Annotated in this window: 21 protein-coding genes; 10 read left to right on the top strand and 11 right to left on the bottom strand. The window is 74.9% G+C overall.

Going from position 1 to position 21,602, the window contains the following annotated elements; translation table 11 throughout:
* Window positions 1-285: 285 nt before the first annotated feature.
* On the top strand, window positions 286-1,077 hold the full coding sequence (locus tag ACZ52J_RS21630) for an SDR family NAD(P)-dependent oxidoreductase (RefSeq protein WP_465620860.1): 792 nt from the start codon (window positions 286-288) through the stop codon (window positions 1,075-1,077).
* A 114-nt stretch (window positions 1,078-1,191) separates the two neighbouring features.
* On the opposite strand, the gene ACZ52J_RS21625 is transcribed toward ACZ52J_RS21630, so the two are convergent.
* Window positions 1,192-2,034: an imine reductase family protein gene (locus ACZ52J_RS21625; RefSeq protein WP_465620858.1), complete on the bottom strand. Its 843-nt coding sequence runs from the start codon at window positions 2,032-2,034 to the stop codon at window positions 1,192-1,194.
* 121 nt (window positions 2,035-2,155) lie between these two features.
* Here ACZ52J_RS21625 and ACZ52J_RS21620 point away from each other — a divergent pair, with 121 nt between their 5' ends.
* Together ACZ52J_RS21620 and ACZ52J_RS21615 are read left to right on the top strand one after the other, a co-directional pair.
* On the top strand, window positions 2,156-2,602 hold the full coding sequence (locus tag ACZ52J_RS21620) for a MerR family transcriptional regulator (RefSeq protein ID WP_465620856.1): 447 nt from the start codon (window positions 2,156-2,158) through the stop codon (window positions 2,600-2,602).
* A 4-nt stretch (window positions 2,603-2,606) separates the two neighbouring features.
* Window positions 2,607-3,383 carry a GNAT family N-acetyltransferase gene (locus ACZ52J_RS21615; protein ID WP_465620854.1) on the top strand — a complete coding sequence of 259 codons (777 nt, stop codon included), beginning with the start codon at window positions 2,607-2,609 and terminating at the stop codon, window positions 3,381-3,383.
* Window positions 3,384-3,432: 49 nt separating this feature from the next.
* On the opposite strand, the gene ACZ52J_RS21610 is transcribed toward ACZ52J_RS21615, so the two are convergent.
* The 6 genes from ACZ52J_RS21610 to ACZ52J_RS21585 all read right to left on the bottom strand — a co-directional run bounded on the left by ACZ52J_RS21610 (window position 3,433) and on the right by ACZ52J_RS21585 (window position 9,552).
* The gene (locus ACZ52J_RS21610; RefSeq protein WP_465620852.1) at window positions 3,433-3,981 is read right to left on the bottom strand and encodes an SCO4402 family protein; all 549 of its coding nucleotides are present in this window, start codon (window positions 3,979-3,981) and stop codon (window positions 3,433-3,435) included.
* A 363-nt stretch (window positions 3,982-4,344) separates the two neighbouring features.
* Window positions 4,345-4,803 (bottom strand): hypothetical protein, encoded by a 459-nt coding sequence (locus ACZ52J_RS21605; RefSeq protein WP_465620850.1) that lies wholly within the window; start codon window positions 4,801-4,803, stop codon window positions 4,345-4,347.
* Window positions 4,804-5,099: 296 nt separating this feature from the next.
* Window positions 5,100-5,777, bottom strand: a complete 678-nt coding sequence (locus tag ACZ52J_RS21600) for an ABC transporter ATP-binding protein (protein ID WP_465620848.1) — start codon at window positions 5,775-5,777, stop codon at window positions 5,100-5,102.
* Window positions 5,777-6,562 (bottom strand): ABC transporter ATP-binding protein, encoded by a 786-nt coding sequence (locus tag ACZ52J_RS21595; protein WP_465620846.1) that lies wholly within the window; start codon window positions 6,560-6,562, stop codon window positions 5,777-5,779. Before ACZ52J_RS21595 ends, ACZ52J_RS21600 begins: the two co-directional genes overlap by 1 nt.
* 311 nt (window positions 6,563-6,873) lie before the next feature.
* On the bottom strand, window positions 6,874-8,841 hold the full coding sequence (locus ACZ52J_RS21590; RefSeq protein ID WP_465620845.1) for a branched-chain amino acid ABC transporter permease: 1,968 nt from the start codon (window positions 8,839-8,841) through the stop codon (window positions 6,874-6,876).
* Between the two features lie 6 nt (window positions 8,842-8,847).
* Window positions 8,848-9,552 (bottom strand): hypothetical protein, encoded by a 705-nt coding sequence (locus ACZ52J_RS21585; RefSeq protein WP_465620843.1) that lies wholly within the window; start codon window positions 9,550-9,552, stop codon window positions 8,848-8,850.
* Window positions 9,553-9,657: 105 nt separating this feature from the next.
* Here ACZ52J_RS21585 and ACZ52J_RS21580 point away from each other — a divergent pair, with 105 nt between their 5' ends.
* Together ACZ52J_RS21580 and ACZ52J_RS21575 are read left to right on the top strand one after the other, a co-directional pair.
* Window positions 9,658-10,236, top strand: a complete 579-nt coding sequence (locus tag ACZ52J_RS21580; RefSeq protein ID WP_465620841.1) for an MTB12 C-terminal domain-containing protein — start codon at window positions 9,658-9,660, stop codon at window positions 10,234-10,236.
* A complete protein-coding gene (locus ACZ52J_RS21575) occupies window positions 10,227-11,642 on the top strand; it encodes an ABC transporter substrate-binding protein (protein WP_465620839.1) in 1,416 nt (471 codons plus the stop codon). The genes ACZ52J_RS21580 and ACZ52J_RS21575 overlap by 10 nt, the downstream gene beginning before the upstream one ends.
* Before the next feature lie 109 nt (window positions 11,643-11,751).
* On the opposite strand, the gene ACZ52J_RS21570 is transcribed toward ACZ52J_RS21575, so the two are convergent.
* The 4 genes from ACZ52J_RS21570 to ACZ52J_RS21555 form a co-directional block, all read right to left on the bottom strand.
* The gene (locus ACZ52J_RS21570) at window positions 11,752-13,023 is read right to left on the bottom strand and encodes a PP2C family protein-serine/threonine phosphatase (protein WP_465620837.1); all 1,272 of its coding nucleotides are present in this window, start codon (window positions 13,021-13,023) and stop codon (window positions 11,752-11,754) included.
* 205 nt (window positions 13,024-13,228) lie between these two features.
* The gene (locus tag ACZ52J_RS21565) at window positions 13,229-13,651 is read right to left on the bottom strand and encodes a MarR family winged helix-turn-helix transcriptional regulator (protein WP_030238344.1); all 423 of its coding nucleotides are present in this window, start codon (window positions 13,649-13,651) and stop codon (window positions 13,229-13,231) included.
* Between the two features lie 30 nt (window positions 13,652-13,681).
* Window positions 13,682-14,941, bottom strand: a complete 1,260-nt coding sequence (locus ACZ52J_RS21560) for a M48 family metalloprotease (RefSeq protein ID WP_465620835.1) — start codon at window positions 14,939-14,941, stop codon at window positions 13,682-13,684.
* 181 nt (window positions 14,942-15,122) lie between these two features.
* The gene (locus ACZ52J_RS21555) at window positions 15,123-15,608 is read right to left on the bottom strand and encodes a dsRBD fold-containing protein (protein ID WP_465620833.1); all 486 of its coding nucleotides are present in this window, start codon (window positions 15,606-15,608) and stop codon (window positions 15,123-15,125) included.
* Window positions 15,609-15,852: 244 nt separating this feature from the next.
* Here ACZ52J_RS21555 and ACZ52J_RS21550 point away from each other — a divergent pair, with 244 nt between their 5' ends.
* From ACZ52J_RS21550 to ACZ52J_RS21530, 5 genes are all read left to right on the top strand, one after another.
* A complete protein-coding gene (locus ACZ52J_RS21550) occupies window positions 15,853-17,004 on the top strand; it encodes a CapA family protein (RefSeq protein WP_465620831.1) in 1,152 nt (383 codons plus the stop codon).
* Between the two features lie 19 nt (window positions 17,005-17,023).
* Window positions 17,024-17,551 (top strand): GNAT family N-acetyltransferase, encoded by a 528-nt coding sequence (locus ACZ52J_RS21545; protein ID WP_465620829.1) that lies wholly within the window; start codon window positions 17,024-17,026, stop codon window positions 17,549-17,551.
* Between the two features lie 193 nt (window positions 17,552-17,744).
* Window positions 17,745-18,527 (top strand): 2,3-dihydro-2,3-dihydroxybenzoate dehydrogenase, encoded by a 783-nt coding sequence (locus ACZ52J_RS21540; RefSeq protein ID WP_465620827.1) that lies wholly within the window; start codon window positions 17,745-17,747, stop codon window positions 18,525-18,527.
* 194 nt (window positions 18,528-18,721) lie between these two features.
* Complete coding sequence (gene dhbC / locus ACZ52J_RS21535) at window positions 18,722-19,933, top strand: isochorismate synthase DhbC (protein WP_465620825.1); 1,212 nt, start codon at window positions 18,722-18,724, stop codon at window positions 19,931-19,933.
* On the top strand, window positions 19,930-21,588 hold the full coding sequence (locus tag ACZ52J_RS21530) for a (2,3-dihydroxybenzoyl)adenylate synthase (protein WP_465620823.1): 1,659 nt from the start codon (window positions 19,930-19,932) through the stop codon (window positions 21,586-21,588). Before dhbC ends, ACZ52J_RS21530 begins: the two co-directional genes overlap by 4 nt.
* Window positions 21,589-21,602 lie beyond the last annotated feature (14 nt).

Below are 21,602 nucleotides of genomic sequence, written 5' to 3'. Positions count from 1 at the left end.
CCCTCGGCGGCGCCGTGGTTCGGGGTCGGGCCGCACGGGCGGCGGCGGCCACCGAGCGGGCGGTCGGGTTGGGCGGTGGGGCCGGGCGATCGGGCCGAGCGGTAGGCCCTGCGGCCGCCCGGCCCTACGGCGCGGGCGACGCTGCCGCCACAACGACGGCCACCCGTAAGGCTGTTGCCCGCACGGTCGGTCCATCTCCCGGGTGCGCCACCCTGCCGACGCGCCGACCGCGGGATGGTGGCGGGAAGCCGGGGTTCCGCCCGTTCCGGTCGGTAGAGTCGACCCATGGTGACGGTGAACGCGGCGGGAAGCCCCGCGGCCGGGCGGCTGGCCGGTCGCTCCTGCGTGGTGACGGGCGCGGCGAGCGGCATCGGACGGGCCGTCGCCGAGCGGTTCGTCCGGGAGGGCGCGTCGGTGGTCGCCACCGACGTCGACGCCGCCGGACTGGACCGGCTGGCCGGACAACTCCCGGGCGCCGTCAGCACGGTGGTCGGCGACGTGGCCCGCGACGAGGACGCCCGCCGGATGGCCGAAGTCGCCGTGGAACGGTACGGCCGACTCGACGTCCTGGTCGCCAACGCCGGGGTGCTCCCGCTGATGGAGATCACCGAGGCCACCGCCGAGGACTGGGACCACGTGATGGCCGTGGACGGCCGCGGCATGTTCCTCACCTGCAAGTACGCGATCCAGGCGATGACCGCCCAGGAGCGTCCCGGCGGCTCGATCGTCTGCCTCTCCTCCATCTCCGGCGAGGCCGGCCAGCGCGGCCAAGCGGTGTACGGGCCCGCCAAGTTCGTCGCTTCCGGCCTCACCAAGCACCTGGCGGTCGAGTGGGCGGACCGTGGCATCCGGGTCAACGCCGTCGCACCCGGCACCATCACCACCGAACGCGTCGCCCGGCTGCGCGACGAGCCGGGCGGGCCCGAATATCTCGCGGCCATCGAGAAGCTCCACCCGATGGGCCGTCTCGGTGCCCCGGACGAAGTCGCCGCCGCCGTCCTCTTCCTCGCCTCCGACGACGCCTCCTTCATCACCGGCGCCGTCCTGCCGGTCGACGGTGGGTACCTGGCGCAGTAGCGCGCTCCGCGCCGCCGGCCGGGAGGTCGGGAGCCCGTCAGGCGATCGGGCCGTGGCCGGGAGGTCGGGAGCCCGTCAGGCGATCGGGCACCGGTCAGGCGGTGGGGGCGGTGGTCAGGCGCTGAGCAGCTCGACCAGGGCCGACACCCCGTCCGGCCCGTGTCCGGCGTCGGCCGCCCGCCGGGTGAGGGCGAGGGCGGCGTCCAGGACCGAGGTGTCCAGGCCGCGGGCCCGGGCGGTGTGCGCGACGTGCGCCAGGCCGGCTGCGGCGGAGGCCACGCTGCTGCGGTCGCCCGGGTGGTGGCGGTCGTCCGCGCGCCGGGCGAAGTCCGCCAGCAGCGGGGGCAGCATGCGCGGCAAACCCTGGGCGTACGGGGTGAGTTCGATGCCGCTGATGCCCTCGGCGCGGGCGAGCGCCAGGGCGTGGACCCACCCGTGCACGGTGGTCCAGAACAGGTCCAGCAGTGCCGCGTCGAAGGCCGCCGCCCGTCCGGGCTCCGCGCCCACGTGGCGTACGGCGCCCAGGGCCCGGAGCGTCTCCTCGTGTGCGGCGAACGCCTCGGGGTCGCCGCTGAGCAGGACGGTGCCCTCGGGGCTGCCGATGGTCGGGGTGGGGGTGAGGATCGCGGCGTCGAGGAGGCGGTAGCCCCGGGCCTCGGCGTCGGCGGCGTTGGCCCGGGCGTCATCCGGCGCGATCGAGGTGGCGTTGACGACGGTCCGGCCGCGCAGTGCCGCCCCGGCGGCGTCCAGCACGGCCCGGGCGGCCGCCTGGTCGCGGACGCAGAGCAGGACGAGGGGGGCGTCCGCCACCGCCTCGGCGGCGCTCGCGGCCGACCGCGCGCCGATGGCGAGCGGTCCGGCGTCCCGGCCCGGGGTGCGGTTCCACACCGTGGTCGGATGGCCGGCGGCCCGCAGTGCGCCGACCAGCGCCCGGCCCATCGGGCCCAGGCCCAGCACGGCAACGGCGGTAAGGGAAGCGGAGGTTGAGGAAGATCGTCGGTTCGGCATGGCGGTTACGCTAGACCTTCACGCCGACGGCAGAGTCAAGGCGGACGTCCGACCATGTGAGGTGCCCGCGATGCGGATCGGAGAACTCGCCCGGCGAACCGGGGTCACCCCGCGCGCCCTGCGCTACTACGAGGAACAGGGCCTGCTCACCCCCGAGCGCCGCCCCAGCGGCTACCGCGAGTACGGCGACCGGGACGTGCACGCCGTCCACGGCATCCGCACCCTCCTCGCCGCCGGCCTCAACAGCGCAGTGATCGCCGAGATCCTCCCGGGCCTGCCGTCCCCGGGGCGCCGCCGCACCGGCTCGACCTGCCCGGAACTGCTCGCGGGCCTCGCCCGGGAGCGCGCCCGGATCACCCGGCAGATGGACGAACTCGAAGCAGCACGAGCCCTGTTGGACACCATCATGGACGCGGACGCGCCGAGCTCGGTGATCCTCGCCGCGCGGCCCGCCGTCCCCGGGGATCCGGCCGGGCGGAAACTCGATGGCGCGCGCTCCCGGGCCGTGCTGGAGTGAGCGGATGGATCATGATGAGGTGCTCGCCCTGTTCGACGACCGGATCCGGCGCAACGCGCAGCCCGACGGCCCCGGTGTCCGCGTCGAGCGTGACGGCGCGGTGGTGCGGCAGGTGGGCGGGCAGGGCGGCTGGAACGGCGTGGTGTGGTCCGGCCTGGACGAGGCCGGGGCGGACGCGGCGATCGCGGCACAGGTGCGCCACTTCACCGCGCTGGGCCTGGAGTTCGAGTGGAAGGCCTACTCCCACGACCGCCCCGCGGACCTCGGGGAGCGGCTGCTCGCGGCCGGCTTCACATCCGAGCCGGACGAGGCGCTGATGATCGCCCGGATCGCCGACCTCCCCACCGAGGTCGTCCTCCCCGAGGGCGTACGGCTGCACCCGGTGACCGACCCGGCCGGGGTGGACCTGATGGTGGAGGCCCACACCCAGGCCTTCGGCACCGACCGCCCGCGCCTCCGCGACCAGATGCTCGAACACCTCCGGCACGGCACCGACACGGTCAGCATGGTCGTCGCGCTGGCCGGCGACCGCCCGGTGTCGGCGGCCCGGATGGAACTGAACCCCGGCACCGGCTTCGCCGGCCTCTGGGGCGGCGGCACCGCCCCCGACTGGCGCGGCCGGGGCATCTACCGCGCCCTCGTCGCCCACCGCGCCCGCCTCGCCGCCGACCTCGGGTACCAGTACCTTCAGGTCGACGCCAGCGACGCCAGCCGCCCCATCCTCCAGCGCCTCGGCTTCGCCCGGCTGAGCACGACGACGCCGTACGTGTACCGGCCGTAGGCGGCACGACGGCGGCTGCGGGGGCGGCACGAGGGCGGCTGCGGGGGCGTCAGGCCTCCGCGTCGACCTCGCCGGCTTGGTCGGCGGCTCGGCCTTCGTCCCGGCCTTCGTCCCGGCCTCCGTCCCGGCCTCCGTCCCGGCCTCCGTCCCGGCCCTCGTTCTGGTGCGGAGCCGAACCGGCGCCGGGCGGCCAGCGGTGCCCGGCTTCGTGCAGCCCCTGCAGAGCCTTGAGGTCATTGGTCACCAGGACCTTGGCCAGCGGGGCCGCGGCAGCGATGACGGCGGGCCAGCCCGGCGAGTCCAGGTAGACCTCGTCGGCGGCGGAGGCGCCGACCGCGTCCTGCACCGCGTTGTAGGCGGCGCCGAGACGCGCCATCAGCTCGACTTCCTCCTCGGTTCGAAGGCTGTACCCGAGCGAGGACGCCGGGTCGTTCGCATCGCAGAAGTCGTCGAAGAGCACGTGCACGGTGTGGTCGAGGTCCTCGAACCGGTCCCTGTCGAGCCACACCTCACGCTGCCAGGCCGGGCTGGCCAACGCCACCACCGCAGGCACGACATGGAGCCGGAAGTAGGGGTAGGCGATGCCGTGGTCGATCATGAACCGAGGGTACCCACGGCGTGATTGCCCGGCCAGGGATTTGCCGCCGTCCTCCCTGGCGCCCCCGGACACCTGCGGCGGGTTTGCGCGCCCTGCCGATCGGCAGGGGGTGGGGTGGCAATTGGGTGGTGTTGCTGTTCAGGCAGTGCCGTTCGGTACATGTGCGGGAGCGGTGACGGGGGTCATCGTTGAGGCATCGCGAACGGGGGCCGTCCGGGCTCCCGGGAAGGGAGCCGCACCATGTTCCTCCTCCGCCACCTCGGCGTCCTTCGCGTGCTCGCCATGGCCCCCGTCCTCTTCGGGCTCGCGTGCCGGCTCCGGCTCGGGCTCGCGGTCGGGCGTGCGGGCACCTGCCGCCGTCTGTCAGGCCCGGAGGCGTACCTGACGGACGGCGGCAGGACCGGCCGCGCCCGCGAGTCGGCCCTGCCCGAAGCAAGTGCTGCGCTGCGCCCCGGTGTCATGCGCGGCGGTCTGCGCGAGGGCGCACTGGAGCGGCACACCGATCGCCGCCACCGGCAGCAGTACGCACAGCAGAGCGTGCCGGAGCCCGAGCCCCGGCCCGAGTCGGCGCGCTTTGCGCCCGGCGGCGGTGACGAGTTGCCGACCGCCCCAGCACACCGCGCCGATGCCCAGCACCAGCCCCACCCAGGCGAGCGGCAGCACATGGGCCGGGGCACCGGGACTGTCGTGGCAGCGGCTCACGAGTCCGTGGATCTCGTCGTCCGCGAGGACCGTCGGCACGCTGCACGCCCACCCGAGGCCACCGAGCACCAGCGGCCCGGCGGGCCGGTACCGCAGAAGCGGGCGCTGCTTCTCACTCATGCGACCAGCACCTGCCCGGGTTCGCGCCGACGAGCTGCGGCTCCCGTTGCCTGCGCTGCTTTCGCTGGACGTGATCCACCGTTCCATCCCCCTTGCCCAGGTGTGTCGACCGTGATCGACCTGGGCGCGGCCATCGTAGTGGGCGAGTCGGAAGGGAGGGTCGGCCGGAGGCCAGGTGAAGGCGGCCGGGAAGGGAGAGGCCGGGAAGGGATAGGTCGGGAAGGGAAGACCGGGAAGGGAAGACCGGGAAGGGAGGGGTAGGGGAAGGAAGGGCCGGAAAGGGCTGGAAGCTTCCTTCAGGCGAGTCGCCGCAACGTCGTCAGCGGGCCGGTGGCCTCAGCGGGCTCACCGGAGAAGACCACCTCGCCCCGGTGCAGTACGTGCACCACCGCCGCCCCGGCGAGGGTGCGTGGCAGGGACTGCGCCGCGAGCACGACCGTACGGCCGGCGGTGGCGTCGGTCAGCAGCCGTGCGTGCAGCCGGGCGGCGACGGCGGGGGCCAGGCCGCGTTCGGGCTCGTCGAGCAGGAGGAGGGTCGGCCGCGCCGCCAATGCCCGCCCGATGGCGACCAGTTGCTGCTGGCCGCCGGAGAGGCTGCCCGCCCGGCGGAGCAGCAGTGCGGTCAACTCGGGGAAGACTTCCAGTACTTCGTTCCGCCCCGGCCCGCCCAGGCTCAGGTTCTCGGCGACGGTCAGCGACCCGAACACCCCGCGCTCGGCCGGGACGATGGCCAGCCCCCGCCGCACCCGCTGGTGTACCGACAGTCCCCCGATGTCCTGGCCCCGCCACACCGCCCGCCCGCCCGACAGCGGTACGACGCCGGCGAGGGCGTGCAGCGCGCTCGTCCGCCCGGCGCCGTTACGGCCGAGCAGGACGGTGACGGCGGCGGAGGGGAACGCGAGGTCGACGCCGTGCAGCGCCTCCAGCGGGCCGTACCGGACCCGGGCCGAGCTGAGGGCGGCTTCGACGGGCATCAGGTCACCGCTCCCCAGGCCCGGGTGACGCGAGGGTCGGCGAGGACGGCCGCGGTCGGGCCGGCCGCGACCATATGGCCCTCGGCCATGGCATAGACGGAGTCGGCGAGTTCGGCGACCAACTCGGCGTCGTGCTCGACCAGCAGCAGCGCCATGCCGCGCTCGGCGAGGCCCCGCAACACGGCCACCAGACGGGCCGTCTGCGCGGCGTCGAGCCCGGCCGCCGGCTCGTCCAGCAGCAGCACCCGGGGCCCGCCCGCCAGCGCCCGCGCCAGCTCCACCAGCCGCAGCACACCGGTGGGCTGCGCCCCGGCGGACTCGGCGGCGACGTCCTGCAGCCCGAACAGCCGCAGCGCCCCGGCCGTCCGTTCCGCCACGGCCCGGGCCTCGACCCGCCCGCTCCGCCCGCTCCGCCCGGCCCGCTGCTCGGCCTCCTGCTCGGCCCCCACCCGGACGTTGTCGGCCACCGAGAGGGTGGGGAAGACGGCGATCTGCTGGAACGTCCGCGCCAACCCGAGTCGCACCCGACGATGCGCGGGCAGCCCGGTGACGTCCCGCCCGCCGAGCATCACCCGACCGGCGTCCGGACGCACGGTGCCGGCGAGGCAGTCGAACAGGGTGCTCTTTCCCGCCCCGTTCGGCCCGATCAGCGCTGTGATCCGCCCGGGCAACGCCACCAGGTCCACCCCGCCCACCGCCTCGATCCCCCCGTACCGCCGCACGATGCCCCGGGCGGTGAGCCGGGAGGCGGGCTGCCCGGCGGGCCGGCCATGAGCCTCTCTCATGGCCGGCCCGCCGCGTTGAGCGTCGGCGTGGAGGCGGGGAGGTGGCTGCCGAGGGGGGTGAGTGCGGTCATGTCCGTTCCTCCTGCGAGCCGGGGGCTTCCGTCCGGCCGGGTCGGGTGGTGGCGTTGGGGCGGGGGCGTACGTCGGGGTCGGTGGGTGGCGGGCGGAAGGGCCATGAGCGAGCCTCATGGCTGTCGCGCCGCGTTGCCCGGTGGGTGCCATGAGCGGGGCTCATGGCCCGGCCCTGCCCTTGCCTCTCCTGCCGCAATCGCCGCGCGAATCGGGCGGTCGGCGTGGGGCATGAGCGGTTCTCATGGCGTTCCGTCCTCTCGGGCCGGCTTCGCCGCGATGGCCGCCCGTACCCGGCGCCCTGCCGGGGTGAGGCGGGACGGGGGGAGGGCCGGGGGCGGGCGGTGGTGGGGGCGGGGCAGGGCGGCGAGGCCGCCGGGGAGACGCCCGATGGCGGCGGCGAGGGTGCCGACGGCGACGGCGGAGACGCCGGCGACGGTGCCGGCGTCGAGGCCGATGAGGAGGGCGGCGGCCAGGACGGCGGCGAGGGCGCTGTCGGCACCGGCGACGACGACGGCCGCGAACCAGAGGAGGCCGCGTACCGGGTCGAAGGCGGCGGGGTCGAAGGCGCGCCCGGCGAGGCCCATCAGGCCGCCGCCGAGTGCGGCCAGGGCCGCGCCCGCGACGAAGGCGAAGAGCTTGAGGCCGGGGACGTCCACGCCCGCCGCGACCGCGCCCGGTTCGTGGTCCCGCATGGCGGTCAGGGCCCGGCCGAGCCGGCCCCGGTGCAGGCCCCGGACGGTGAGCAGGCCGAGGCCGAGGAGCAGGAGTTCGGCGAGGTAGAAGGCGCGGTCGCCGGCGAGGAAGGAAGGGCGGTCGAGGACGAGCCCGGTGGTGGCGTACGGCTGTTGGAAGACGAAGCGACTCATCGCCGTTCCGACCGCGAAGGTGACCAGGGCGAGAGCGAGCCCGCGTCGGCGGATCGCGGGCCAGCCGGTGAGCAGGCCGAGCGGTGCGGTGGCGAGGACGGCGATCAGCAGTGCGGGTGCGGCGGGCAGCGGCGGGAGGCCGGGGATGCGGCCGGACATCAGCAGTGCGGTGCCGAGCGCGCCGAGGCCCGCGTACCCGGCCTGGCCGAGTGAGATCTGCCCGCTGTAGCCGGTGACCACGACGATGGACAGCAGTACGAGCGCGAGCGCCGGTACGAGCAGGGCGCTGCGCAGGTCGTTGCCCCGGAAGCCGAGCGGCAGCAGGAGCAGTACCAGGCAGACGGCTCCCGCGAGCCGCCCGTTCCTGCCCTCGGTGCGCCGCAGGGCCAGTGGCGTGGTCTCGGCGCGTTCCCCGCTGATGCGTGGTCCGGCGAGCAGGGCGGCGGCGAGCAGCGCGACCACGAACAGGTTGGACTGCACCGCCTCGACCAGGGGCAGCAGCTGTCCGGACGGGCGCAGCCGGGTGAGCTCGGCCTGGGCGATGCCGAGGCCGAGCCCGGTGGCGATGGCGACCGGGATGCTGCGCAGCCGGGCGGCGACCGCGACCGCCATGGTCTCCATCACCAGCAGCGGCAGCCCGTACGGGTCGAGCAGCAGGTACGGCGCGAGGGTGATGCCGACGAGCCCGGCGGTGAAGGTGCCGAAGGCCCAGCCGGTGGCGGAGAGCCGGTCGGCGTCGACCCCGGCGAGGGCGGCGAGCCTGCGGTCGTCGACGACGGCGCGCAGTTGGAGGCCGAAGCGGGTCCACCGGGTGGTGGCGAACACGGTGAGGCTGAGGACGAGGATCGCGGCGAGTTGGACGACGGTGTCGGGCCGCAGGCTGTGCCCGTGGGGCAGGCGGATCGCGGCGCCGCCGAGCGGGGACGGCGCGCCGGCCAGTGGTGCCGCGCCCCACAGGAGGACGGCCACGCCGATGAGCAGCACGAAGACGCCGAGTCCGGCGACCATGGTGTCGGCCGGCCCGGCGCCGCGCCGCTGCAGCGGGCGGTAGACCAGGACGTCGAGCAGTACGCCCAGCGCGGGGGCGACGACCAGCAGGCAGCAGGCGACGGCGGGCCAGACCGGCCAGTGCCGCACGACGACGAGGTCGCGCAGCAGGTAGGCGATGGCCATGGCCTGGGCGCCTTGGGCGATGTTGAGCACGCCGGTGGCGCGGTGGCAGACGACCAGGCCGATGCCGCTGAGGGCGGCCGCGCTGCCGACGGTGAGTCCGGCGAGGGCGAGGTCGACGGTGAGGCCGAGCGAGTCGGGGGCGGTGGCGAGCAGGGCGGCGGCGGTCATGGGCGTTCAGCCGGTCGGCGGGGCGGATTCGCCCGGACGGGTGGTGGGGCCGGGATCGGGGCCCGGCGCGGGCGGCGAGCAGAGCGGGCAGGGCGTCAGGCCCCGGTCCCGGACGGCGTCCGGGCCGACGGGTTCGGCCCGCGCCTTGCCGGTGACCAGCGGGCAGTCCGGGCGGTGGTAGCGGGTGCCCTCGGGGACGGCCAGCCATCCTTCGGCGTCCCGTCCGGCCGGATCCGGCGTGTCCGGCGCCTCCGGCGCATCCGGTCGGACGCCGGGTCCCGCGCCCGGCGCCGCGCCCGGCCCGGCGCTCGGTCCCGCGCCCGTGTCGACGTCGGACGGTTCGACGAGGAGCTCGTACAGCCGTTCCACCCGGCGGTCGGTCAGGTCCTGACGCTCCGGCGGGGTCGGCGGCCGTAGCGCGACCAGGAGGGTTCCGGCCACGATCAGTGCCGCTCCCGGGATGCTGGACGAGGCCAGGTAGGGGATCTGCTGTTCGACGAAGCGCTCGCCGGAGACCCCGTACCAGCCGAGCACGCACAGCACGGCCCCCGCCGCGACGAGCAGCCACCCGGCCCACTCGCGCGCCCCGCGGAACGGGCTGCCCCGGGGCGGGCCGCCCCGGAACGCTCCGCCCTGGAATGCGCCGCCTCGGAAGGGGGAACTCCTTGGGGCGTTACGGGTGATTTCTCCGTCGGATTGCGATTCGTCCATGGATCCGCCTTCATGGTGTCACTTGAGACGTTTCCAGGATCGGCCTGGAACAGCATCCGGGACACCGAGAGGCCGGCCCGGGCGGCGCAGGCGAGAGGGAACACCATGCACGTGACGCGAAGCGGCACCTCCACGGGCGGCGGCCGGGTCCTGCGGGCGGCGAGCGCGCTGCTCGCCCTGATGCTGGCGGGCACGGCGGCCGCGTGCAGCAGCAGCAAGTCCGGCTCCTCGGCCTCCTCCCCGGCGAGCGCGAGCGCGAGCATCAGCCCGAGCGCGACCGCCACCGCTTCCGCGAGCGCCACCGGCACCGCCCCCGCCGATCCGGCCGCCGCCGAGGCGGAGATCACCGCCAACTGGGAGAAGTTCTTCGACCCCAACACGCCGATCCCCGACAAGGCCAAGCTGCTCCAGGGCGGCGACGTGCTGCTCCCGGCGCTGCAGGGCTTCTCGCAGGACCCGAGGGTCGGCCAGGTGCAGGCGAAGGTCACTGACGTGGCGTTCACCGACGCCTCCGACGCGGCCGTCTCCTACTCGCTGTCCCTCCAGGGCACGGTGGTCGAGCCGAGCGCGTCCGGCCAGGCCGTCCTGGAGAACGGCACCTGGAAGGTGTCCCGTTCGACCCTGTGCGGTCTGCTGACCCAGGCCGGCGGCGCCAGCGGCACCCCGATCCCCGGATGCAGCTGACCACCCCCTCGCGATGCCGGGCCGTCGACGCGTTCGCACGCCGGTGGCCCGGCCGTGTCGTGTCGGCGGCGGCCCTCGCCCTCCTCCTGTTCGCGTCATTGGGCGGCTGCGGCACCCGGCTGCCCGACGGCGCCTTCACCGCCCGTGCCACCGCCACGCCCGGGGCGACCGGGGGCAGCGGGAGCACCAATCCCGCCTCCGACACCGGGGTCACGGCCGGCGAGATCCGGATCGGCGTCGTCACCTCGCTCACCAGCCCGGTCGGCAGCGAGGTGTTCAGCGGTCCCCGGTACGGCGCTCAGGCGTTCTTCCAGGCCCTGAACGACCGCGGCGGCCTGCACGGTCGCACCGTCCGGCTGGTGACCTGCGACGACGGTGGCAGCGGTGTCGGCAACCAGGACTGCGTGCACCGGCTGATCGACCAGGCGCACGTGTTCGCCTTCGTCAGCGGCAGCGTCCTCGACTACGCGGGCGCACCGTACGTGAGCGGCAAGGCGGTGCCGGACGTCGGCGGCCAGCCGATCGGCACCGCGTACGACCGCTGGCCGCACCTGTACGGGATCTACGGCAGTGGGGCGCCGCGCGACGGGCGGTCGGTCGGCTGGAACGGGACGCTCTACCAGAGCACCGAGGTGTTCCGTTTCTTCAAGCAGCGCCTGGGCGCGGGCAGCGCAGCCGTGGTCGCGTACAACCAGGCCGACTCGGCCCGCTACGCCGGACAGCTGAAGGCCGGGCTGGAGGCGGAGGGCTACCGGGTGCTGCTGCAGACGGTGGACTTCGCGCTGCCGAACTTCCAGGCGGTGGCCGCGGCCGTGCGCGCCGACGGCTCGCAGCTGCTGTTCGACGCCATGGACACCCGGGGCAACGCGGCGCTGTGCCGGGCGCTGGACGAGTCCGGGGTGACGGTCGCGGCGAAGGTCACCAACGTGCAGAACTGGTCGGAGTCGGTGCGAAGCGACTACCAGTCCTCGCCGAACTGCCGCAACGCGCTCTGGGCGACCTCGTCGAGCCTGAACTACGAGGACGAGCAGTACCCGGCGGTGCGCGACTTCCGTACCGCGATGGCCCGCTACTACCCGGACCGGGCGGGGCAGTTGTCCGCCTGGGAGCTGGAGGGCTGGGCGGGCGCGCAGTGGCTGACCGACGCGCTGGACTCCTGCGGCGCCGCGCCGACCCGCTCCTGCGTCGAGGCGTTCATGAACCGCGCCGAGCCGTACGACGCGCACGGCCTGATCCTGCCCGCCTCCTTCGTCCCGCAGCCGCCGCCCGCCGGCCCGACCCGGGCCTGCCTGAACGCCGCCCGCTGGCAGGACTCGGCACAGGGCGGGCGGGGCGGCTGGGTCACCCAGGTGCCGTCGATGACGACGGCCTGCTTCGACGTGCCGCAGCTGCCCTACAAGCCGTAGGACTGCCGGCCGACCGCGATCACGCCGGGCTGCCGGCACCTGAAGAACGTGAATCACGCCGGGCTGCCAGCACCTGAAGAACGTGAACGGCGGGAAGGACCGGGCCTGGTCATCCGGGGGTAGGAGCTCCGGAACCGGGCTCCGTACGACCGCGGTCCGGGAGCCGCTCGACCACGACCATGGCCGCGTCGTCGTCGAGACGGCCGCCGACGTGGGCGAGCAGGTCGCGGCGGAGGCGGTGGAGCAGCGCGGTGGGGCGGTCGGCGTGCCAGGCGGTGACGCGCTCGGTGAGCGGGTAGAAGCGCCGCTGGGCGTCGCGGGCCTCGATCACGCCGTCGGTGTAGATCAGCAGCCGGTCGCCGGGGCGGAACGGGAAGGTCTCGACCTCGTACCGCACGGGGGCGAGTTCGCCGAGGCCCAGGGGCGGGGCGGGGTGGTGGGCGGCGAGGGTGGTGATGCCCTCGGGGCGCAGCAGCAGTGGGGGCGGGTGGCCGCAGTCGATCAGGCGGACCGGGGAGCCGTCGTCGGGGATGTCCAGCAGGACGGCGGTAATGAAGGACTCGCCGGCCTCGCCGGACTGGTAGCCCTCCTCGGGGACGTCGCGGGGCGACGCCCGGGGCAGGGCGCGTCGCTCCTGCTGCGCCTGCCGTGCCTGCCGGGACTGTTCGGCGAGCTGGGCGAGGTCCCAGCTGACGCTGCCGTCCAGATAGGCGGCCAGGTCGGGCAGCTCGGCGTGCAGGTGGGCGGCGGCACGGAAGGCGCCGAGCAGCAGGGCGGCGTCGCCGAGCGAGGACAGCCCCTTGCCGCGCACGTCCCCGACCAGCAGCCGGGTGCCGGTGGCGGTCCGGGCGGCCGCGTACAGGTCGCCGCCGACCTGCGCCTCGGCCTCGGCGGCCAGGTAGACGGAGGCCAGGTGCAGCGGCCCGATCCGCTCCGGGAGCGGGCGCAGCAGTACCCGCTGGGCGGCCTCGGACACCGAACGGACCCGGGCCAGTTCCCGCTCGTGTCGTTCGCGCAGCACCCGCAGGCCGACGATCAGCGCGGAGACGACGATCTGCGCGCTCAACTGGGTCTCGATGTTGGCGCTGGTCAGGCTGTCGCGGACGGAGCCGATGGCGGTCAGCGCGGCGAGCGCGAGCAGGGCGACCCCGGCGGTGGCCCGGGGGCCGGCGAAGGAGGCGGTGAGGGCGGGGGCGACGATCAGCAGCGGGCCGAGGTGGATGTCCGGCGGGGAGAGGATGTCGACGACGGTGATCAGCACGATCAGCGCGAGCGTCAGCGCCGTCAGCACCCGGCGGTCGGGCCGCCAGGCGCGGCGGCGGTCGGGGGTATGCGGCGCGCGCGGCGGGTGCGGCGCATCGGGACGCTGCCGGAAGGGCACCTCTCCTCTGTACACCGTGGGGGCGGCGGGGCGCACCCCGAGACGGCTGTCGGGCCTCCGCCGTCGGCGGCTGGGAGCGCTCGTCCGGCCGCTGAGGGCACTCCGTCGTCCGCTGCGGGCGCTCCTCCGGCCCGGTTCGCCGTAGCGGGCCGGGTGGGTCGCCCCGCCGGCCCGGTCCGCCGTAGCGGGCCGGTAGGCCGCTTCGTCAGCCTTCTTCGCCGTAGCGGGCCAGGTAGGCGGCGAAGCGGGCGACGTCCTCGTCGGACCAGTCGGTGAAGCGCGTGGTGAAGGCCAGGCGGCGCTGCTCGTTGGCGTCCCGCAGCAGGGTCAGTCCGGCCTCGGTGGCGCGCAGGATCTGGCCGCGCTGGTCGTCCGGGTCGGCCTCGCGGGCCAGCAGGCCGAGCTTCTCCAGAGCGGTGACCTGGCGGCTGACGGTGGACTTGTCGAGCATGAAGTGCGCGGCCACGTCGGCGGCCCGGCAGCCGCCGCGCTCGGTGATCAGGTCGAGGATGCTGTACGTGACCAGGGAGAGGTCGGGGTGCAGCTGGGAGGCCTTGTGCCGGGCGCGGCGGGCGAAGGCGGTCAGCTCGCGCTGGATGGTGTCGATGGACGACTGGCGGCCGGGCACGGCGTTCCTATCTCCTCGAGATTTGTTGCACTATACAACGGATTCGCCTGGGGTCGCGCGACGTCCCGGTGCCGACCGTTCTCGAGCGGCCTGCCAGGCGCGGGCGGCGGCGATCCGGCGGGTCGCACTCGGGTGAGTGGCGAACAGTAGCTCAAGCAGCCTCGGCGGGTCGACATCGGAGACGTTCGCCAGTGCAAGTCTGCGCTGCATCGCCACGAACTGCGCGGCATCGCCGGTCAGTTCGAGCGCGTGCCGGTCCGCGCGGTCCTCGATCCGGCGGCTCACCGCGCACTGTGCCGGCCCCGACAGCGCGCCCAGCAGTGCCGCCAGCGCCGCCAGCAGCGGCAGCGCCCGGGGGTCCGCCGCGTCGCTCGCCCCGGCGGCGTCCAGCAGCGGCCGCCAGGCACCCAGCAGACCGAGGACGGCGACCGCGACGGCCGCCCCGACGGCGGCCAGCGCCGTGCCCACCGGCACGTCCCGGTGTCTGACGTGGCCCAGCTCGTGCGCGACCACCAACTCCACCTCCCGCGGCTCGGCGGTGGTCAGCAGCGTGTCGTACACGACGATCCGGCGGGTCGCGCCGAACCCGGAGACGTACGCGTTGAGCGCGGTGGTCCGGCGCGAGGCGTCCGCCACCAGGACGTCCCGCACCCGCACGTCGTCCCGCTCGGCCAGCGCCGACAGTGCGGTCCGAAGCTCGCCCGGCGGCATCGGGGTGAAGCGGTTGAACACCGGCTCGATCAGCAGCGGGTGGAGGAAGGAGAGGACGGCCGTCAGCAGCGCCGCGCCGCCCGCCGCCGGCAGCCACCAGCGCTGCGGCGACCAGGCGGTCAGCGCGAACAGCCCGAGAACGAGCGGAAGGAACAGGAGAAGGGTGAGCGCGAGGCCGCGCAAGGTGTCCAGTGCCCAGCCGGCCCAGCCCTGCGTCACCAGCCCGTACCGGGCCCGGACGGATCGCACCAGCGCGCCGAACGGCAGCTGCAGCACCTGGCCGAGGACCACCAGGGCCGCCGCGCCGGCCAGGAGGGTGGCCGTCCGGGAGCCGCCGAACCAGCGGCCGACGGCGGTGACCAGGTCGGCACCGGCCGGGGTGAGGCCGAGCAGCAGGGTCAGCGCCAGGCCCGCCAGCCGGCCGCCCAGCGCCCACGGCAGCTGGGCGCGGCGCAGGGCGCGGCCCCGGGCGCGCTCGGCGGGGGTGAAGTCGGCGGTGGAGTCAGGGGATGCGCCGGGGGCGGCCGGCGGGTCCGCGTCGGGGCCCGGGACGGGCGGGTGGTCGGGGGTGGTGTCCATGGGCGGGGTGTGCGGCTCTTCCGGTCGTCCGGCTCTTCCGGTCGGGTGTCGCGGTTCAGCATGGCGTACCCGGACGGGTGGTGCGCACTCCTCCGGCGGGTGGGGTTCGTGGGCGCACTCCTCCGGCGGGCGCGATTCCGGGGCCGCGCACTCCTCCGCTGTGCGGCGGCTTCGGCGCGGCTCAATCGTCCGTGGGACCGGTGGCGCCGTGGACGCCGGCGCGCAGCAGCTGGTGGCCGAGGTCGACCAGGGCGCGGCCGACCGCGAACTCGTCGCCGACCTGCGGTGCCGGCGTGTCGCGGGGGTTGCGGCGGGAGGCGGCGTCGCTGTGCAGGACGGTGCCGTCGGCGTCCAGGACGGCGTGCACCCGGGTGGTGTCCCGGTCCTCGACGAGGTGCAGGCTGAGCTGCCAGTCCTTGGTGCGGACGGCCCGCTCGGCGGCTGGATCCGCTTCGACCACAGGATCCGCTTCGGCCGCTGGATCCGTCTCGGCCGTCGCCTCCACGATCCGGCGTTCCCGGCCGGGGGAGGGGTGGTCGCGGCCGGGGCCGCCGACCGGCTCGATGCCTCTGGGGTCGCCCGGGTCACCGCCCATGCCGCTGCCCATGCTGCTGCCCGGGTCACCGCTCATACCGCTGCCCATGTCACTGGCCATGTTGCTGCCCATCACGTCAACACCTCCGGACCTCCGGCGCGGGACCGGTCCTCCCGTACCACCACGCTGCGCGCCCTCCCCGCCGCCGCGCCAGGGACACGGTGGCCGGGACGGGTGGGGTGATGGGGACGGGCGGGCCAGGAGTGGCGCCGCCGGTGCCCTTTTGTGGCCGGAATGTTGCGGGTGCGGGCTCAAGCGGTGGTGATTCGGTGGCGTAGGCTGACCGCTCTTGCGTCGTCCTCGGGGGGAACCACTCATGCGCCGTGTCGCGGCCGCCGTCGCGCTGCTCGTCGGGCTGACCGCCGTCACCGCCTGTGGGCCGGACGACCCCGCCCCCGGCCCGACGGGCGCCGCCCCCGCCCCGGCGGCCACGACCCCGACGCCCGGCACTCCGTCCTCCGGCGCGGCCCCGAGCAAGAACGCCGCGCCCCGGCCCGACGGCACCATCACGGTCGCCTTCGCCGGGGACGTCCACTTCGAGGGCCGCACCGAACCCCGGCTGGCCGTCCAGCCGCCCGAGCCGGCGCTCGGCCCGATCTCCCGCAACCTCGCCGACGCCGACCTGTCCGTCCTCAACCTGGAGACCGCGATCACCGGGCGCGGCGCCCCGGAGCCCAAGCTGTACACCTTCCGCACCCCGCCCAAGGCGCTTTCGGTGCTCAAGGACTCGGGCGTCGACGTCGTCTCGATGGCCAACAACCACGCCGTGGACTTCGGCGCCGACGGCCTCGCCGACACGCTCGCCGCCAAGGACTCCTCGCCGATCCCGGTCGTCGGCGTCGGCCGCGACGCCAAGCAGGCGTACGCCCCGTACGTCACCACCGTGCGCGGGGTGAAGGTCGCCGTGGTCGCCGCCAGCCAGGTCGAGGACCTCACCAACCAGAAGTGGCGGGCCGGCGCGAACAAGCCGGGCATCGCCTCCGCGCTGGACGTCCCGGCGCTGGTCAAGGCGGTGGAGGGGGCGAAGCAGCAGGCCCCGGTCGTGCTCGTCTACCTGCACTGGGGCGAGGAGGGCAAGGCCTGCCCGACCGCCGCACAGACCGCCGTCGCCAAGAAGCTCGCCACCGCCGGCGCCACCGCCGTGGTCGGCACGCACGCGCACACCATGGTCGGCTCGGGCATGCTCGGCAACACCTACGTCGGGTACGGCTTCGGCAACTTCCTCTGGTACGGCACCTCCGACTACCCGAACTCCAACGAGACCGGCGTCACCACCCTCACCCTCACCGCCGACGGCAAGGTGACCGGCGAGGCCTTCGTCCCGGCCACCATCGACGACAAGGGCATCCCGGAGCCGGTCACCGGCGCCGCCGCCGAGGCCGCCCTCAAGCGCCGCGACGGCCTGCGCGGCTGCACGGGACTCTCCCCGGCGCCGAAGGCTCCGGCGGACCCCGCAGTGTCGCAGTGAGGCTGCCTACGATGGCCTGGTGACCGGACACCAGGAACTGACGACCCTTCGGCTTTCGCTGCGGCGCCCGTCCGAGGCCGACACCGACGCGATCCTCGCCGTCCACAGCGACCCGGCCGCCTGCCTCCACAACCCCTCGGACGCGCTCGCCACCCGGGCCGAGGCCGAGGAACTGTACGGCCGCTGGGACGCGCTGTGGGAGCACCGCGGCTTCGGTTACTGGACGGTCCGTGAGCTCGACTCCCCGACCGTGCTCGGCTTCTGCGGAGTGAAGCCGATGGAACTCGCCGGCCTGCCGGTCCTCAACCTCTTCTACCGCTTCGCCCCCGCCGCCTGGGGTCGCGGCCTGGCGAGCGAGGCCGCCACTGCCGTGGTGGCCTGGTCGGGCGCCGCCGTGCCCGACCTGCCGCTGATCGCCCGCATCCGTCCGGCCAACCTCGCCTCCCAGCGCGTGGCCCTGCGGGCCGGCCTGCGGCGCGCCGAGCACCTGGACGGGGAGGGGTACGACGGCTTCGACTGGATCTACCACCGCCCGGCCGAGCGGTAGTCCCACCGCCACGGGTCGACGGCTGTCGCGGACGCCGGGGCGGCCTACGTTCGATGGCGAGACGGGTCGTCTCGTCTCGCTGTGTGCGGCGGGCGGCGGACGGGCGATTTGACGGTCGCACAGACTCTCGACGTAGGCGAACTGTTGTGTTAGGTTAGGCTTACCTAATCTTGCTGGTCGGAGGGGATGTCCTGTGCAGCAGCAGTCCGAATTCGCCGGTACCGTCGCGATGGTGACCGGGGCCGGACAGGGCATCGGCGCGGCCGTGGTGCGAGCGCTGGTCGCCGAGGGGGCCGTCGTCGCGGCGCTGGATCGCCGTGCCGGTCCGCTCGGCACCCTGGCGGCGGAGCTTCCGGCCGTCAGACCGTACGTCCTGGACGTGTCCGATGCCCAAGCTGTCGATGAAGCGGTCGAGTTGATCGAGCGCCAACTCGGACCGATCGCCACGCTCGTGAACGTCGCGGGCATCCTGCGTACCGCGCCGGTCGTCGAACTCACCGACGCCGACTGGGTGGACACCTTCGCCGTGAACACCACCGGCGTCTTCCATGCCAGTCGCGCCGTAGGACGGCGGATGGCGCAGCGGGGGTGTGGGGGCATTGTGACCGTCGGGTCCAACGCCGCCGGGGTGCCGAGGGCCGGGATGGCCGCCTATGCGGCGTCCAAGGCCGCGGCCACCATGTTCACCCGCTGCCTGGGACTGGAACTCGCCCGGTCCGGGGTGCGGTGCAACGTCGTGTCGCCCGGGTCGACCGACACCGAGATGCAGCGCGCACTGTGGGGCGAGGACGCCGCCGCAGCCGAACAGCGGGTGATCGAGGGCGACTTGGATGCCTGGCGGGTCGGCATCCCGCTCGGGCGGATCGCCGCCCCCGCCGACATCGCCGAAGCCGTGGTGTTCCTGGCATCCGACCGGGCGCGGCACATCACCATGCACGACCTGTACGTCGACGGCGGCGCGACCCTGCGCGCCTGAGGCGCCCCCCGGTTCCGGCGGAACCGCCGCTCCCAGCAGTTCCGCTCCCCCTCCGCACCTCGATTGCTCGCCGCAGACCTGCCGGCCCCTGAAGACCCGCCGGCCCTGAAGACCTGCCGGCTCCCGAGGATCCGCCCGGCTCCCCGTAGACCCGCGATCTCCCCGTACACCCGTCCCAGACTGGAGAATCCACCGTGACCACGGTGCCCCACGCCCCGGCGGCCCCCCGCGCCGACGGCCCCGACCATGCCGTCATCGGCGCGGCCAGCGGACTGCTCGGCCAGTACCGGGCCGCCTCCGACGAGGCGTTCTTCGCCTCGCCGACGCGCACCCTGCTCACCTCCGGCGTGCGCGCCCGGGTGCCGCAGGACGGGCGGCCGCTGCCCGTGCGGGTCGCCGAGACGCTGGCCGAGGCCGGGCGCGCCGGGGGTGAACGGCCGCTGGTGGTCGGCGCGGTGGCGTTCGACCGGGACAGCCGGGTCGAGCTCGCCGTGCCCGAGCGGGTTCGGACCGCCGGGGCGCTGCGTGACGACCCGCTGATCGCGCTGCCCGCGCCGCCGGCCGAGCGGGTCGACTGGCGGATCCGCCCGGTGCCCGAGCCGGAGGCGTACGGCGCGGGTGTCGCGGCGGCCGTCGAGCGGCTGCGCGGCGGGGAGTTGAGCAAGGTGGTGCTGGCCCGGACGCTGGAGCTGAGCGCCGCCGAGCCGCTCGACCTGCCCGCCGTCCTGCAGCGGCTGGCCCGCCGCGACCCGGGCGGCTACACCTTCGCCGTCCCGGCCGGCGGTGGGCGTACCCTGATCGGCGCCAGCCCCGAACTCCTGCTCTCTCGGCGGGGAACGGCCGTGCTGGCCAACCCGCTGGCCGGCTCGGTGCCGCGCAGCGGGGACCTCGGCGAGGACGTCCGGCGCGCCGCCGCGCTGCTGGAGTCGCCCAAGGACCTGCACGAGCACGCCGTGGTGGTGGACGCCATCCGTGAGGCGCTGGCGCCGTACTGCCGCACCCTGGAGGTGCCCGAACGGCCCACCCTGGTGCGGACGGCCGCGATGTGGCACCTGGCGACCACGATCCGCGGCGAGCTGGCCGACCCCGCGGTCTCCGCCCTGGAGCTGGCCTGCGCGCTGCACCCGACCCCGGCCGTCTGCGGCACCCCAACGGACGTCGCGCGCCGGGTGATCGGCGAGGTCGAGCCCTTCGATCGCGGCCTGTACACCGGCATGGTCGGCTGGGGCGACGCGACGGGCGACGGCGAGTGGGTGGTCACCATCCGGTGCGCGGAGGCGGACGAGCGGACGCTGCGGGTGTACGCCGGTGCCGGGGTGGTCGACCGGTCCCGCCCGGAGGCCGAACTCGCCGAGACCAGCGCCAAGTTCCGGACCTTCCTGGACGCCGCGGGGGTGTCCCGGTGACGCCGCCGGAGGGGGTCACCCCGTACCCCGCCGAGTTCGCCGAGCGCTACCGGGCGGCCGGGTACTGGCGCGGTGAGACCTTCGGGCGGATGCTGCGCGAGCGCGCCGCCGCGCACGGCGAGCGGATCGCCGTCGTCGACCCGGGCGGCCACCCGACGGCGGCGACGGAGCGGCGCTGGACGTACGCCGAACTCGACCGCCGGGCCGACCGGATGGCCGCCGGGCTGCTCGCCCGGGGGATCCGGGCCGGGGACCGCGTGGTGGTCCAACTGCCCAACGCCGCCGAGTTCTTCGAGGTGGTCTTCGCGCTGTTCCGGATCGGCGCGCTGCCGGTGTTCGCGCTGCCCGCGCACCGGTACACCGAGATCGGGTACTTCTGCTCCTTCACCGGCGCGGCGGCGTACGTCGTCCCGGCCGTCGAAGGCGGCTTCGACTACCGTGAACTCGCCTCCCGGGTACGGGCGGAGAACCCCGCGCTGCGGCTGGTGCTGGTGGCCGGCGAGGACGCGGGGGAACACGTCCGGCTGGCGGACGTGCCCTGCGACGGGCCCGGGCCCTCGAGTGAACCCGTGCCGGCGGACGTCGCCTTCCTGCAGCTCTCCGGCGGCAGCACCGGCGTGCCGAAGCTGATCCCGCGCACCCACGACGACTACATCTACTCGCTGCGCGGCTCGGTCGAGCTGTGCGCGCTCGACGCGGACAGCGTGTACCTGTGCGCGCTGCCCGCCGCCCACAACTTCCCGCTCAGCTCGCCGGGTTCCCTCGGCACGCTGTACGCGGGCGGGCGGGTGGTGCTCTGCCCGCAGCCCGGTCCGGAGACCGCCTTCCCGCTGATCGAACGCGAGGGCGTGACCATCACCGGGCTGGTGCCGCCGCTCGCGCTGCTCTGGCTGGACGCCGCCGAGCGCGGCGCCCGGGGGTACGAGAGCCTGGAGGTGCTGCTGGTCGGCGGCGCCAAGTTCAGCGCGGAGGCGGCCCGCAGGGTGCGGCCGGTGCTGGGATGCACGCTCCAGCAGGTGTTCGGGATGGCCGAGGGGCTGGTCAACTACACCCGGCTGGACGACCCGGAGGAGCTGATCACCACCACCCAGGGCCGTCCGATCTCCCCCGACGACGAGGTCCGGGTGGTCGACGACCACGACCGGGACCTGCCCGAGGGCGCCACCGGCCACCTGCTGACGCGCGGCCCGTACACCATCCGCGGCTACTGGAACGCGCCCGAGCACAACGCGAACTCCTTCACGGCCGACGGCTTCTACCGCACCGGCGACCTGGTCCGGCGGACCCCGACCGGCCACCTGGTGGTCGAGGGGCGGGCCAAGGACCAGATCAACCGGGGCGGCGAGAAGGTCGCCGCCGAGGAGATCGAGAACCACCTGCTCGCGCACCCCGCCGTGCACGACGCCGCGGTGGTGTCGATGCCCGACCCCTATCTGGGCGAGCGCACCTGCGCGTACGTGGTGCTCCGCCCCGAACACCGCGAACAGCCGCCGAAGGGCGTCGAGTTGAAGCGGTACGTGCGGCAGCGCGGGCTGGCCGACTACAAGGTGCCGGACCAGGTGGAGTTCGTCGAGGCCTTCCCGGCCACCGGCATCGGGAAGGTCAGCAAGAAGGACCTGCGCGCGGCCATCGCGGCCTCCCTGACCGCCAGTTGATTTCCGTCCCGTTG

This window comes from Kitasatospora sp. NPDC034035, from assembly GCF_055575755.1.
Note: the sequence above shows the minus strand (reverse complement) of the source record. Positions and strands in the feature narration are given on the sequence as shown.